The 16,516-nt window shown below is 45.8% G+C and carries 7 protein-coding genes; all 7 read right to left on the bottom strand.

The genetic code is table 11. The features are described 5' to 3' along the window. Nucleotides 1-125 precede the first annotated feature (125 nt). The 7 genes from QFZ80_RS08050 to hutH all read right to left on the bottom strand — a co-directional run bounded on the left by QFZ80_RS08050 (nucleotide 126) and on the right by hutH (nucleotide 16,432). Complete coding sequence (locus tag QFZ80_RS08050; RefSeq protein ID WP_307558253.1) at nucleotides 126-6,842, bottom strand: OmpL47-type beta-barrel domain-containing protein; 6,717 nt, start codon at nucleotides 6,840-6,842, stop codon at nucleotides 126-128. 417 nt (nucleotides 6,843-7,259) lie between these two features. Then, on the bottom strand, nucleotides 7,260-8,633 hold the full coding sequence (locus QFZ80_RS08045; protein ID WP_307558250.1) for a glycosyl hydrolase family 28 protein: 1,374 nt from the start codon (nucleotides 8,631-8,633) through the stop codon (nucleotides 7,260-7,262). A gap of 116 nt (nucleotides 8,634-8,749) precedes the next feature. Next, complete coding sequence (locus tag QFZ80_RS08040) at nucleotides 8,750-10,324, bottom strand: extracellular solute-binding protein (protein WP_307547613.1); 1,575 nt, start codon at nucleotides 10,322-10,324, stop codon at nucleotides 8,750-8,752. Nucleotides 10,325-10,409: 85 nt separating this feature from the next. Next, the gene (locus tag QFZ80_RS08035) at nucleotides 10,410-11,273 is read right to left on the bottom strand and encodes a carbohydrate ABC transporter permease (protein WP_307547615.1); all 864 of its coding nucleotides are present in this window, start codon (nucleotides 11,271-11,273) and stop codon (nucleotides 10,410-10,412) included. Nucleotides 11,274-11,300: 27 nt separating this feature from the next. Further along, nucleotides 11,301-12,275, bottom strand: coding sequence for an ABC transporter permease (locus QFZ80_RS08030; RefSeq protein WP_307547616.1), 975 nt, complete (start codon nucleotides 12,273-12,275; stop codon nucleotides 11,301-11,303). 205 nt (nucleotides 12,276-12,480) lie between these two features. Further along, a complete protein-coding gene (locus tag QFZ80_RS08025; protein WP_307558249.1) occupies nucleotides 12,481-14,712 on the bottom strand; it encodes a helix-turn-helix domain-containing protein in 2,232 nt (743 codons plus the stop codon). Nucleotides 14,713-14,890: 178 nt separating this feature from the next. After that, nucleotides 14,891-16,432, bottom strand: coding sequence for a histidine ammonia-lyase (gene hutH / locus QFZ80_RS08020; RefSeq protein ID WP_307558247.1), 1,542 nt, complete (start codon nucleotides 16,430-16,432; stop codon nucleotides 14,891-14,893). Nucleotides 16,433-16,516: the final 84 nt, after the last annotated feature.

The following is a 16,516-nucleotide window of genomic DNA, read 5'->3' as shown; positions in this document are numbered from 1 at the left end:
TTAAAATATCAACGGGAAACTGAAATTCAGTTGCGTTGTGCCGACATTAGCACCTTTCGAGAGGATTATTGAAACCGGGAGGAAGACATTAATGGCTTTCTTCCGGTTTCATGTAATTCTTCTTATTAATGGCCGGATTGATCGTGAGGCACGGTGACGGTTTCAGTTGAAACCGTTTTGTTGCCCGCTTTATCAGTAGCCGTGTACGTGATGGTGTAGATATTTCCTCTTTCCGCACGCACGCTGAATGAAGTGGCGGCTGTACCGAAATTGGCTAGAATGTCGCCTTGTCCACTATCCGGCTGATTGCTCGTGATGGAGGTCAACACCACAGATTCAACGCCTGAACCATCGTCACTCGAAGTCAGAGCGGCATTGATAGTTATCATCTTATGATTCGGCGGCCAAATCGACGTTTTGTCCAACTGAACAGATAATACAGGAGCTGACTTGTCCACTTTGAACTCAATCGTTTTGAGTTGTTCTAAGTTGCCGGCTTCATCCATACTGCGGTAACCCAGCTTATAAGCTCCTTCGCCAAAGGCAGGAATAGATCCGGTGTATACCATCCAGTCACCGTCATTAACCTGGTACTCCGTTGTTACAGCTCCTCCATATACACTGGCATATACCGATAAGCTAACGGTAACATCCGCCAAGTACCAGCTATTCTTGCCGTTTGGCGTAGCAGGGCTTAACGTTGCGGTGGTAATAGGAGCAATCTTATAAATGTTGCTTACAATAGTGCTGGTTACATTCGATGCATTGCCTACAGCATCCGTTCCTCTTGCATATACGGTGTCATTATCCTGGACAATAACGGATGCCGTATAAGCACTCCACGAGCCGCTTTCGCCCACTTTATACTCCTTCACCGCCGCATCGGCCGGATAGGTGATCATTACGGTGACACCTTGATTGGTCGGAGCTGAGGTATCTACGGCCAAGGTTGCATCAGCCGGTGCAATACGGTCGATGTTGCCAACCACATATGGGGTGGCGTTCGAGACGTTGCCCGCAGCATCCGTACCTTTTGCATACACCGTGTTGTTTTCGGAGATAACCACAGGCGCGCCGTACGCGGTCCAAACGCCGTTATCGCCTACCTTATACTCCTTCACCGCAGCATCGTCCGGATAGGTAACCGTTACAGTGACATCCTGGTTAGTCGGCCCTGTAAAGTCGGCCGACAATTCGGCGTCCGCAGGCGGCATCCTGTCGATATTGCTGACGGTATAGCTGGTCACATTCGATACATTGCCCGCAATGTCCTTGCTCTGTGCATAGACGGTATCATTGTCGGATACGATCACAGGTGAAGCATACGCTGTCCATGTGCCGTTATCTCCTACTTTATACTCCTTGACCACCACGTTATCCGGGTAGCTGATCGTCAAAGTGACATTGCCGTTGGTCGGATCTGTCATGTCAGCTGTGAAGATTGCGTCCGAAGGTGCTGTCTTGTAAATGTTGCTTACCATGTAGCTCGCCACCTCCGAAACATTGCCTGCAGCATCCGAACTTCTTGCATACACCGTTACGTTTTCGGAAACCATTACAGGAGCAGTGTACACGGTCCATTCGCCGTTATCGCCAATTTTGTACTCTGTCACCGCAGCGTCAAGCGGATAGTAGATCGTTACATTAACATCTTTGTTGGTCGGCACTGTAATATCTGCATACAAACCGGCCTCAACAGGTGCAGTCTTATCGATGTAGACGACCGTATGCTGCTGCTCCACATTGCCTGCCCAGTCTACGCTCCAATACACTAACGTATGCGTTCCATCGGTGGGTAATGTAACCGTGTTCCCGGTTTGCTGCGCGCCGCCGTCTACTTGGAAGTAGGTTGCCGCAACACCAGAACCTGCATCAGTGGCATTGAGGCTTACCGTCGTTCCCTGCGATGCATTATCTGTTGTCACCGGAGACGTCAGGTCTGCCTGTTTCACTACGCCATGCAGTCTCAAATCAGCGATATTTCCAAACCAGTTACTCCAATTCCAAACGCGGATATACCGGTACGGTACTTTGCTGCTGACCTGGAAGCTTTGCCAATCCGCAGAAGCTACAGCTGCTTTTGTGAGATCCGTCCAGGTCGTATTATCGTTGGAGCCTTGGACTACGGTATTCTTAATTCTGCCAAGCAAATTACTTTCTTGTCTTCCAATCATCTCTACACTCGAAAGCGTAGCTTGATTGCCATCCTTAAAGTCAAAGGTAATATAGCCTCCCGATCCATTGGTACCCAAACGGAAATCAGTTACCGAAGCTAAATTGCTGTCAAACAGATTATTCGCTATTGACAAGGTTGTTGCTGCAGTTCTTCCTGAAGTAGCATCAATGAGATTGGCGATGCTTGTCACATTACGAATCAAATCCGACTCATCGACAATATACAGCTTGGAGCTATCTGTTGTAGATGTTGCCGGGTATCCATCCACTCCACTTTGCGTCATGTAATTAACAGTGAACGTTACGTTTCCTGCTGCTACACCTTGATTTAAGGTCGCCACTGCTGTCCAGTTGATGTTATCGGCAGAACTAACCGTTGCATCCTGACCTTGCATCTTGACCTTGACGTTATTGATCGCTTCTTTTGCTTTGAAGGACAGTTTTACCGTGTTGCCTGGCACAATCCTCGTCTTGATGCTCTGAGCCGAGCTGATCGAAGCCGTCTCAATTTTGTTCGTGGCTTGAACTGCGCCATACAACCGTAATTCTGCCATATTGCCAAACCATTGGTTCGCATTGTAAATGCGGATATAACGATAGGTTACAGTATCGCTAATACTTAAGGTTTGCCAATCCATCGTCTTTCCAGCTGTCGTGGAAATGGTCGTCCAGTTCGTGTTATCGTTGGAGCCTTGTACCACCGTACCGTTGATTCGGGTATAAGTGCTATCTTGCCTTGCAAGCACCTCTGCCTTCGACAGCGTGACGAGATTGCCTTCTTTAAAATCGAACGTAATGTATCCGCCATAGCCGCTGCCATTTACACGGAAATCGGTAATTGTACCGGCATTTCCGTCAAATAAATTACCTGCCGTTGCCAAAAGATCTGCCGGAGTTCTTCCGCTGGAATCACTTAACGTGGTGATGGCAAGTATATTGCTAATCAACCCGGTCTCGTCGGCAATATATAGCGATGAGCTGTCAGTTGTCGTGGTTTTTTCCGGCCCGTCGATTCCGGCTGCCGTTTTGTAATTGATACTGAAGGCTACTTGACCCGGACTTGTGTTGCTGCCCATAACGGCCGCTGCTGTCCAGTTGATATTGTCAGCCGTGGACACCGTTGCAGCTTGTCCATGAATATTGACATTGACATTATTAATTATTTCCGTTGACTTGAAGGACACTTTGACTGTGTTGCCCGGAACAATTCGTTTTTGGATGCTTTGTGCTGAGCCTATGGAAACCGAATCAAGCTTGGACTTGATTTGAACATCGCCATACAAGCGTAATTCAGCCATATTCCCAAACCAGTTGTTTCCATTTGTTACACGGATATAACGATATGGATCTGTACTGTTAATTGTTAGCGTCTGCCATTCCGTTGTATTCCATGCTACGTTGGAGATGGTTGACCATGTCACATTGTCGTTGGAGCCTTGCACCACTGTGCCATTAATTCTGCCAGAAAAACCATCTTGCCTTGCAATCACTTCCACCTTCGAAAGTCTGGCCTCGCCGCCTTCTTTAAAGTCGAAGGTAAGGTATCCTCCATAGCCGCTGCCATTTAGACGGAAATCAGTAAACGTTCCTAAATTGCTATCAAACAGATTGCTCGCCGTTGCCAAAAGATCTGCCGGATTTCTGCCGCTGGAATCAATGAGATTGGCGATCTCAAGCAGATTGGAAACATAACCTGTCTGATCAGAAATAAATAAAGATGAGCCATCCGTTGAAAAGATAGTTTCTGCCGCATCTATTCCCGCTGCCGTTTTGTAATTGAGCTTAAATTTGACTGTACCTGCTTGCACGCTTGGATCTGCAACCAGCGTTGCTGTCCAGTTCAGATTATCAGTAGTGGAAATCGTTGCAGCTTGGCCTTGAATTGTGGCTGCTACATCTTGAATCTGTTCGGTTGACTTGAAGGATAATTTGATCGTATCGCCCGGAACGATTCGATTTTTCAAGCTTTGGTCCGAGCCGATGGAGACGGACTCCAGCTTGTTTATTGTCTCAAAACGCTGGCCAAAGATTCTAAACTCACCCACTTCCAGCATCGAGCTGGACGGTTGAATCATTTGCATTTTCAAGAAGCGGAATTTCTGATTTTCGAGTCCGGCCTGTACCTCAAGTCTCTGCATATCTTCCGTAACCGTCGTTAGGCCAGGGGTTAATCTTGTCCAATTTTCTTTATCATTGGAGCCGAACATGGCAACGCCGCCTATACGTTCCGGAAAGCTCGCTCTTACCTGAAGCTCGAAGGCATTGGCCGATATTTTGTAGCTTGGCCCGAAATCCATGTAATGCGTCCGATCTTGAGCTGTAAAAAATCCTACAAAGCTATCATTCGTACCATCCAACCAGTTGGGAACGGCATTGCCCATGGTTGAGCTGATAAACATATTCGTATAATTAACGCTTCCGTCATTCATCAAAGGCGTCAATTCTTCAAGACCTTGAACTGCACTGTTCAAGTCAAATAGTTTCTGATAGAAAACCTCATCCGTTGCACTTGCGATTACATTTATAACGTCAGCATGCACGTCCTGATAATGATCAAGCGTTGCAGAAATATAAAGTGTATCTGCATCATAAGGTGCAATGACTGCGTTAACTGCAGATTGCCGATCGTTTGCTACGACAACGGTAACGTCCTTGGTCGTAACCGAAGTACCGTCTGACGCACTCACGACGAAGGAATACGTTCCTGCTTGTGCCCGAGACCAGGAAAATGCGCCAGTGGTCTCATTGAACACAGCGCCCTCAGGCATATGATCAGCCTGATAGTTAACTGCACCAGCGTCTGTCGCAGAGAAATCGAAATTGATCGTTGCCTCAGACCCGACATAGGTAAATAAATTTAAGTCTTCACTTCCTGCTGTAAATACGGGAGGCGTCAGCTGTACGCCAGCTTTTACATTAATGTGGTCAATGTCAACCGTAGTGCCGGCTCCTTTTACATTGAAATAAAGGAGATCGCCGAGCCCTTGGAAATTATTGAACGCATAGCTGATATATCTCCATTGACCCTTCGTATCCGGCAGCGTAACGGTATCGCCAAACACATCCATCTTCGCTACGCCATTAGTCCGAATCTTGAATGCAACGGTTCTCTCGCTGCTTCCGGAAGCAACCAATACAATTCTGCTTCCCTCTTCCGTTCCCGTAATCTGGACGAAAGTCGTATCTCCCTCTTGCATTGTAGCAGAGTTACTATCAAGCTTCGTGTATCGATCTTCTATTTCTCTCAAATCCGGATTTGTTATACCTGTAGGAATATTCTGTGTACCCTCAGCCTCGGCTTCTTGAGGGATATACAGCCAATAATCGCCACCTGCATCCGGCGACTCCCAGTAGAAAGGGTGTCTCATATTAAACATCTCGGTAAAGTATGGAGCTTCTACCTCCATATTTATTCCTGCCGTATATTTATAGTAATAGTAAAGGTCATACACATTACCGCCAATTCTTCCCCTGTAACCGCCAGCCAGATGGTTATAAATGATGGTTGGATTTCCATTTATATCTGTGTGTGCCGCAACGGGTATCCATGGTGTATCGTAACCAATCATGTACCGGCCAAAAAAGTCGGCAGCCTTTAAGATTCGATTATCCAGAAATTCGTAGGGGCCAACAGCATTGGGCGCTGTAGAAATAGTCCCTTCCACCGGATCTACCTTTGTTCCTTGGGCAAGCAATAAACGCGATAAAATTTCCATATTGGTTACGTCTCCGGCGCCATGCGCCTGATCCCTACCCATTTCGACATGCTGAACGACTGGAGGATTTACCGGCTCTCCTGTTACGATATTGGTATCTACCAATCTGAACAATTGTTTAATAGATCCGTTCATACCTTGGTCAACAGCTGTCTCGTTAACAGTAAACCACTCTACTCCCTCAGCATACCTTTCACTGTTGCCAGTAAAGATATAACCTGACATAGCTCCAATCAGCGGATAAAGATGCTGATTCATAAAGCGGTAATTCGTATGCTGGAAGGTTTCGATTACCGGATTGATCAGATTTGTCGTAAAATCTGCTGTATCTTGATCTGTCCACTCCAGTTCTGCTGTTTGAGTGCTTGTATACCTTAAGATTTCCGCAGCGGTAACCATCCGGTTGAGCGGGATTCCCGTGTGAATATGCGCATCATTAAAATACGCGTATTTCGTAGGATCCATATGCGACCAAATTCGGATAATACGCATCGCATTTGCCCGATAAGCCTCATCACCCGTTACATAATACAAAATAGCTTGGGTATAAGCCTTCAAACCGTCTTGTATAAATCTCTGATTAAAGCTCTGGCTATTAAAAGCATCAATGCCTGGTTTCGCTGGTTCAGCGCCTTGATTGCTTGATCCGACAGTCTTTGAAGCAGTTGAAGATTGGAGCATTTGATTAAAATAAGTATTCCAAGGTTCTTTTTGCGCCAGAACCTGTGTCCTCATATTTTCAAGAATATCCTTGGTCAGTCCGACACCGGGATGTTTAAAACCGCTTACATCAATGACTTCATTAATCGTTGGTTGATAATCCGTAAAAATCGATGTTGTTTCCGCTGCAGCTACTCCTGTCGATAAAGGCAGGATCGTGGCCATAAAAGTAATGGAAATAACGATAGACAAAATGCGCTTAAACGCATTCCTGAAAGTAAGCCCTTTCATTTGTACTCCCCCATTCATTCAGCTGTGCCTTGGTGTAAAAATTCATTAAATCATTGCCCCAAAACTTCAACGTGAAGTCTCGTATTGTCAAATATTCAAAAACCTCAACCTCTTAGCTCACAACTATTGCGGCCCCCTAGATAATGACAGTTCTCAAACAAACTGGTCCGAATCTTTATCTTTAATCACCTCCACAGAACCCTTTTTTTACAACAATCAAATAAGCATCTTTCAGCACTTTCACAATGAATCCTATCAAAATGAAAGCGCTCTATCCATTGCAAAATTATTCAATTTCATCAGATTTCTTTCAATTTGACCGATCGCATGTTAAAAGCGGCGCAATATTTCAATGCTATCCCGTGGTCTTGATACCCGGGATAGCCTTCTGCTATTTTAAAATAAGTAATCTATATATTATATCGAATCTTTATTTCGAATGATGTTCACATTATGAACATAGGACCCTATGAGAATATCCTCCGAATCTAATTTCAGCTGTCGGCCGTTCACTAATACATTCTCGAAAGTGATGCCGTCGACAACCCGGGTTTCATCGAATCCCTCAATACGGGACGGATTTTCGCAAATACCGTTAAAGACGATATCTTTAAAGTGGATATTCTCTACCCGTTTTCCCGGATGCGGATTATATTTCGGATTATGAACGACCCGGATGTTGAAAAGCTCTCCGAGCTCAAATTGCTCGATCCGGATATTTTCGTACTTTACGTTTCGAACGGTATTATTATCCCCAGGATTGATAGCCATACATCCCCAATAATCGGGCTGCGGTTCGTGATGCTCCAAAATGTCGATGTTCTCAAATACGATGTTTTCAATGACATTTCCACCGTTTTCGGAATCCCCATGGGTTCCGATATTCATAGGATGGGCAACATCCGCCCAAAGGATCGAGTTTCGAACCGTAACGTTCCGGCTATCTCCGTCAAACTCCCCGCGGTGTCCGTATATGGCGATACAATCATCGGAAGTTCGCAGAAAGACGTCATCGATGTCAATATGAGAACAGGACATCATGTCGATGCCGTCCGACCAACCTCGGGTACTGAACGTCTTAAGGTTGCGGATTGAGATATGTTCGGATTGTCCGATCAGTACGGTATAGTGGGGTGGATCAACCGTAATAATTCCTTCTATCGTGATGTTCTTTGAGAAGGTGATCTGAACTCCACGATAATAAGTGGTTTTCTCAAAATCCGACATATAGAGCAGCCCTCTGCCCCGTATCGTCACATCTTGCACACGCTCGCACACTAGCGCCCCTACAACGACGGCACCTCCAGCGATATAAACCGTTTTCCCGGAGGGAATGCGCAATTGGGGCTCTTCCAAAATATGCATGCCCGGCCCGAAGAAAATTACATCGGGATCTGCCGGATCGGGAACATTATCTTCCAATGGGTTCGCAAAGATGTGAAGGTTGTGGAACCGATCCCCGTTTACTTCCAACGATAATTTTCGCGGTCGATCAAGTATGAACGTCACGCGGTTATCGCTATAGGAGCACTCAAGCCCTGACGATAAGGGGCGAATCACCGCTTCCTCTACAACCCCAACGTTCTTTACCACTTCGACTTCAACGGGACCGGTGCAATCGAAATACACCATGGAGGCATTCCGCACGTCATGCATATCGACCTTCACGTTGTAACTAAACAGCTCCTGCCATTCACCTTGTAGCAATCGGACCCGTACCGTGAAATCGGAATTTCCAGCCGCTTCTGCCGGTGCAGGATATGTGATCAAATCATTTTGAACTTTAATCAATGGAACTCGCCTCCAAAATACTTCTAATTGTGAAAATAAAAGCCGGAAGGGCTGGAACATGAATGGCATGTTCCAACCGACCGGCCCAGAGTTAAAGCAGTTTTGATTACTGTTGATTACTTCTTATTACGCTCTGCGTACACCTTGGTGACTTCATCCGTCAATTCTTGACCGCCAGCTTTCAGCCACGCAGCCTTGAAATCGTCAAACGCTTTATCCGTATTCGTTTCGCCGGTGACGGATTTAATCACATATGCGTCCTCCAGCGTCTGCAGATTCCCCCAATATTTCGACTTGGTGGTCAAAACGGCAGGTCCCAGGATGTCCTTCATTGGCTCATAACCGACATTTACCTTCGCCTTCAGGTCCAGCAATTCCTTGCTCGTATTGTATTTCGCCATGGAAGTAACTGCGGCGTTGAGCGGATTGTAGAAGCTGCCAGCGCCGGCTTTGATGGCAGCGGCCTCCGGTGTCGTCTTCGGAACAACCAAGTCGCCGTTCTGATCATAGTTGACGTCCTTCTGACCGTAAACCGTCAGCAGCCACAACTCCGGATTTGTTGCGACGGCATCAAGAATTTGCTCAATCTTAACCCGTTTCGCTTCATCCTTCTCGACCTGTGCGCCCAACAGAACAGGAGCTTGACGCCCGCCGTAAGCGAAGCCTAACGATTTGCCGGCCGGGCCGACAACCGGCTTACCTGCAACGACAGTCTGGCCCTTTTCCGATCCTGGTTTCGTAATAAATCCGGAGTTCTTGTCGAAATTGCCCCACTTCATGTTGTCGACCATACCGATCTTTTGGTTGGCGAATTTCTCGTTGAGCTGATTGTTGTCGGTTGTAATAAACTCCGGATCGATCAGTCCGCTCTTGTACCACTTGTTCAGAAGCTTGAGCGCGGAGCGGGTTTCTTCTGTGAGCCCGCCGTACACGATTTTTCCATCAGCACCCAGCTTGAACTGATACGGAGATACGCCATGAGCCGAGAATACGGAGGTGAACATTTGGATCGGGAGCTTGCCTCGACCCGACATGCCGTACGTATCCTTCTTGCCGTTGCCGTCCGGATCGTTATTGGCGAATTTCGTGAGCACATCCTCCAGCTCCGCGAGCGTCTGCGGAGGTGCGTTGTAGCCGATCTTCTTCAGCCAGGCATCGTTATAACCGGGAATGAAGCCAGACTCACCGTCCGGCCATACCTTAGGAATCCCCCAGTTCTTTCCTTTGTAATTGCCGACACCCCATGCACCGGCGTCAACCGATTCCAGCGATTTAATATAATTCGGCATATTCTTTTTGATTTCATCCGGGGAAAGGCTGGCAATGACGCCTTGATCCGCCCACGTGGCCATATCGGTTTCGTTCGCATCGATCGGGAAAATGTCAGGAACTTGTCCGGAGGCAAGCAGAACTCCGAATTTTTCCTTCCATGTCGTTCGTTCAAATTTGACATTCTTGATTTTTACGTTGAATTTTTGCTCCAACTGCTTCTGCACGTAGTTGTCGTCAGCTTCAGGCGCATTGAAGTTGTTCGCCCAAGTAATTTCAATCGGCTTTTCTGCTGCCCCCGGTTTATTGGAAGCTGCCGGCGTTTGTTCGGCCGATTTCCCTCCGCTGCATCCTGCCGCCAAAAGCGACATCGATAAGACGATAGAAGTCATACCCAACATTTTCTTATTAATCTGTTTCATTCTTTTTTGCCTCCCTTTTTATCATACAAGTTATATTTAGACGGAATACTACAAGAGCAATCCCATTTAAATCAGGTGATATGTGCTAACCCTTTAGCGAGCCTACCAAGACGCCTTGGACAAAATATTTCTGAAGAAACGGATAGACGACGAGGATCGGCAGCGCGGTAAACATGATGATTGCGGCCTTAAGGGTTTCCGGCGCCTGTTCCTCGATAGGCACGGCTGTCAATGGATCTCCCTCCGCGGTAATCACGATTCTTCTTAGCAATATCTGTAGCACAGTCTTCGATTGATCCTGAATGTACAGCATCGCATCGAACCAGGCGTTCCAATGCCCGACGGCGGACCAAAGCGCAAGGGTGGCCAATATAGGCTTGGACAACGGCAACACGATAGTGAACAAAATACGCAGGTCGCTTGCCCCGTCGATTTTGGCGGAATCCTCCAGCTCCTCCGGAAGGCTCATGAAAAAGTTGCGAAGAATCAGCATCGAATATGTGCTGATCAAGCCAGGGATAATCAAGGACCAACGCGAATCGATGAACCCTAGCGATTTGATCAGGAGGTAAGTGGGAATAAGCCCGCCGCCAAAAAACATCGTTACAACGATAAACATCGTATAAAAATTGCGATGCGGAAGATACTTCTTCGAGAGCGAGTAGGCCCCCAGCGCCATAAATAGCAGCGTAAGAAACGTCCCCACTACAGAGCGAAACACCGTGTTCCCGAAAGCGATCCAAACCGAATCGGTCGTAAACACTCTCTCCCATGCACTGAACGATATCTCATACGGATACCAGTGCAATCCCGGCCTTAACGCCTCGGCGCTTGTACTGAGGGAGATGGAAAGAACGTGAAGAAACGGGTAGATCATACATATACAAACACAAGTAAGAAATGCGATTACGATTATTTGAAACACTTTTTCACCTAAGCTTAACCTCACGGCCGTTCACACCTTTCTGAACACTTGTTACGTAATTCCTTCTTGCCCCATTTTTTTTATGATATAGTTGGTCGTTAACACCAGCACTACCGCTACGACATTTTTGAAAAGACCGACTGCTGCCGTCAAACTAAATTGGAAGTTTTGCAGACCTACGCGGTACACATACGTATCCAATACATCAGCTACGCCATATACGGCTGGAGAATATAAGGTAAGGATCTGGTCGAAGCCCGCGTCCAGAACCCCGCCAACCCGCAAGATCAATAAAATGGTAATAACCGGAAGAATGGAAGGGATCGTAATGTGGATGGTTTGCTTCCAGCGGTTCGCTCCGTCAAGTACGGCTGCTTCGTACAGCTGCGAATCCACTCCGGCCAAAGCCGCCAAATAGATGATGGTCCCCCAGCCAATTTCTTTCCAGATGGCAGATACGACCATCGTGAACCGGAAAGACGATTCACTGCCCAAAAAATAGATCGGTTCAAACCCAAGCTGTTGGATGATATAATTGACGACGCCGGTGCTCGGAGACAGCAGCGTAATCATAATCCCGCCGATGACGACCCAAGATAAAAAATGGGGCAAATACGAGATCGTTTGGGCAATCCTCTTGAATACCGAAATCCGCACTTCGTTTAACAGCAATGCCAAAATGATCGGGGCCGGAAACCCGAATACGATGTGATAAAAGCTGATCACGACCGTATTTCGCATGATTTTCCAAAAGTCGGGTGACATCATAAATAAATATTGAAAGTGCTTGAACCCAACCCAAGGGCTTCCCCATATCCCTTTTATAATGTAAAAATCTTTAAAAGCCAATTGAATGCCGTACATGGGGGCGTAATGAAACACGGCATACCAGATCAGCACAGGAGCCAGCAACAGGAACAGATACTTGTTCTTCTTATATTCTCTCCATGTGTGTGCCAATCTCGATTCCGTTTTTTTGCCGACTACTTTAACACTGTTTAATTCAGAGGTGTTTGCCGGATTCATGTTTGTAATCTCCTTTCTTAGATGAGGCTGAGACCTCGTTTCATACCCCTACTTTATTACTCTGATAGCGTTCTTTCCATTGTAAATTCATTCGATTTCGTAAGAATTCTTTCATATTTGATTGCATTTTCTTTAATGAATCATAGATAAGCGGCTTCCATAGAAAAAAAAGACAGCCTTATTAGGCTGTTCATGAGTAATTCTGCTATATGGCTTGCACATCTGTGTTTTTTACCTGCCGATATTGTACCGGGGTGATCCCGAAGCGGGCTTTAAATTTGTTGTGAAAATATTGCGGGTTACGATATCCGACGAGAGACGCGATTTCCGTGACGGATAAGCGAACGTCTTCTCGCAACAGAGCTGCTGCTTTGTCCAGCCTTGCCCGAGTGACATATTCGGTAAATGATTCCCTCATGACTTCGCCGAACAAGGTTGAAACATAGGCCGGAGCGAGCGAGGCCATTTCGGAAAGAAGATTCAACGAAAGATCTTCGTGTAAATGTTCGTCGATATACACTTTCAATTTTAATATGACGTCCGCATGAGCATGATTGCCCGATTCGCTTACATGTAAAGCAATCTGCCCCGAGAGGCTGCGAATCGCGTCCATCGTGTCCGACAGCGTTTCTTTTTTCAGTTCGTCAAATAGATTGGAGGAAGGAATCAACTGTTGTAAATCCAGCTCGATCACGACCTGATAAAGCGTGGAAACCAGTTGAAGCAGCGCTAATTCCACCACTTCGAGCTGTAGGCTCTGTTCCTCCAGGATATTGGTGAAATCATCGATAAACTGATTCGATCCGTTTACATTCCCGACCTTCAATGCATTTTTATAGAGATCGAACGAAAACATGTACGGCGTCGGGTTCAATGCAGAAATCTTCGAGTGCTGAACAATCGCTTCCTGACCATAAAAAAAGCAATAGCGATAAGCTTGCTGCGCCAATTGATAGGAGAGTGGGATTTCTTCGAGCGATTGAACTAAAGAGCCGATCGCAGCCCCGAAACGAATCTCGTCTCTAATTACCTCTTTTACTCGAACTAAATCCGCAGCAATCGCTTCATCATCAACCATGTCGAGGGAATCAAAGAAGAAGATGATAGCTGCTTCCCTCAAATTCAAGCAGACAACCTCATTTCGTATGGAGTGGTCGATCTGCTCATAACACTGCTTGAACTCCTTACTATGGCCTTCCATGAGCGGAATATACGCGACTAGAAATTGGCGGTCCTGAGGCAAGTCGTCCATATTCTCCAAACCAAGGCTGGCGCCCAAAACAAGATTTTTCATTTCGTTCGTTTTCGCCAGGGATTCCAAGGTCTCAATTTTTTGTCCCAAGCTATTCAACGCATTTCTGATGATTGCGTATTCGTTCATTTGGGACTGTGCCGAGTTAGGTTGATGCAGACTGCGGATATGCTGGACAAGCTTTTTCATTGGAATATAAAATCGTTTTGAAATCATGTAGGAAATGACAAACCCTAACAAGAGTACCAAACTGCAGCCTATGAATATTTTTGTTTTGATTTGTTCGGAAGCTAATACAAACGTATTCATAGGACGAACCATCGCATAGGTCCAACCGTTCCCCGACTTCGATTTGTCAAGGTACGACATCACAATTGTGCCGCTCTTGTCGTCAGCGATTTCCCGAACGGTCTGACCGGATCCAATTACGTTCTGAAGCAGGTGAATTTCGTCCGGATTCGAATCCGTTGTTTGAACGATCAAATTCCCGACCGCATCGAATATATAAAGCCTTTCGTTCTGGGAGTTCATAATTTTGGCAGCAGCCTGTTTGACGTACTCCTGCTCGACATCAACAAACAAGTATCCTTTAGGAATAGCGCTTGGGATGTCATACGGAAGCTTAACGACATAAGTCATAACCTGCTTCCCTTCGGCAATACTGGGGCTTGTATCCGGCAATGTTCGGGTTATCCATCGGTTGGGAACAGTTTGATTTAGCTGACCGATGAAAGCGACGTCTGTAGAGTTATCCGGCTTCATAAAAAAGGAATTGTTGTCAACGACATAATTTCCCGTACGAAAATAGGCCGTCATTTTAGAAGCACCTTCAATAGCCAATTTATAATTATCAAGATCCTGGCGAAACGACGCAATGCGGCTGAGATTGCCTTCCCATCCGCTATCCAACAAATAATTCAAATTGGAATTATTCTGAATGAAAATGGTAGATAAAGCCTTATTCTGTAGATTGTCTTCGAATCTTCTAAGCAGCGTCTGTTCGACATAATCCTTTACGGTAACAAGCCGGTTTTGGCTGTCCTTGGAGATTTCGCCAACCATCAATCGATTGGCTTGAGAATATAGGTAACCTCCCGTAAGCCCAATCAGGACGACAGCCAAAATCGTATAAGATAAGATAAGACGGGTAAAATAGGTATCTCTGTACTTGGGCATTACTCTCATAACAAGCCCCCTTTAACTTTCTCGGACCATTCATCCGGTTCATTCGTATGCGTTTTCATTTTATAACTTATATTGTACCATGATTGCATGATGCCTTGCACTTAGGTTTTCAAAAGAAAAGTTTACCACATATAATGATTTACGGTTACTTGAAAAGCAAGAAATGTATCTAATAAAATTATTGAATAGTTGTAATTGGTGCCAATTCAGCCGCAACATCTGTCTCTTGTAACATGGAAGTTATTTTTTTGATGTCGTAAGACAGAACTCTATCTTTTTCCAAAAAAGGTACCTGTTCGCGGCACTTGGCATAAATCCACTTTGTCCCTTTGCCCAGAAGCTCGGGATTACGATAATCGATAGCTTGAGAAGCACATAAAAGCTCAATAGCGATAACTGAGTAAGCATTTTCTACAATTTGCTTCGCTTTTCGAGCTCCGATCGTTCCCATGCTTACGTGATCCTCTTGATTGCCTGAAGATGGAATTGAATCGACACTAGCTGGATGAGCTAAAGATTTATTTTCGGACACCACCGAAGCAGCGGCATATTGGGCAATCATAAATCCAGATTGAAGACCACCATGTTTTGTCAAAAAGGGAGGTAGATCACCATTTAACTGCGGATTTACTAAACGCTCGATCCTTCTCTCGGATATGTTGGCCAACTCTGACATACAAATGGATAAAAAGTCCATGGCCAATGCGATCGGTTGCCCATGAAAATTGCCGCCAGAGATTACCCTCTCTTGCTCCTCGAATATGAGTGGATTATCAGTGACTGAATTCATCTCCACCTCGATTTTTTCCAATACATACGAAAGTCCATCACGACTCGCTCCATGAACCTGCGGTATACAGCGTAGAGAGTACGCATCCTGCACCCTTAACTCCCCTTGATTTGTCATCAATTGGCTTCCCATCGTCAGTTTTCTTATATTTTCGGCAACCAGCAGCTGGCCTTTGTGCGGTCTAATTTCATGCGTTTCCGCATCGAAAGCGTCCCTAATACCCAATAATGCCTCGCAACTCAGTGCTCCCGTCGCATCCGCCCATTTCGCCAAATTCAAAGCGTCATAACATGCTATTGCCCCAACCGCGGTCATGACTTGGGTTCCATTAATTAACGCAAGTCCTTCTTTAGCTTCCAAAGATATCGGTTGAATGCCCGCCAATTTCATAGCCGTTCCGCCATCCATACGCCGACCTTCATAGACAGCCTCACCTTCTCCAAATATGACTAATGCCACATGAGACAAAGGAGCCAAATCGCCACTGGCACCGAGCGAGCCTTTCTCTGGAACAACCGGAACGACATCCTTATTCAGCATCTCGATCATCGTTTGGACAACCTCAAGCCGGATGCCCGAGTAACCTAATGAAAGCGATTTGATTCGAAGCAGCATAATCGCCCTAACGACTTCTTCTGGCAATGCCAGCCCTATTCCACAAGCATGACTTCGTATGAGATTTGCCTGGAGCTCTTTTGTATCTTCACTTGAGATATACGTATCACTGAATTTACCGAATCCGGTGGTAAGTCCATAAACCGTTTTTTTCTCTCGAAGAAGCTTTTCCACATAACTTCTGCTGCGGTTAATTTTCTCTACGCTTGTATGATTCAAAACCACTCTAGTCTTATTTCGAGAAACCTCAATCACATCTTTTAATGTTAGTGTTACTCCACTACCTACTAAAATTTCTGTCTGTAATGTCTGCATTATGATCGCTCCTCGTATGAAAATATAAAAAGGAGCCAATACCAAATAAGGTATCGGCTCCTAAATCACTAAATTTACTAATAG

The sequence above is a fragment of the Paenibacillus sp. V4I7 genome (genome assembly GCF_030817275.1).
Lineage (GTDB): Bacteria > Bacillota > Bacilli > Paenibacillales > NBRC-103111 > Paenibacillus_E.
Note: the sequence above shows the minus strand (reverse complement) of the source record. Positions and strands in the feature narration are given on the sequence as shown.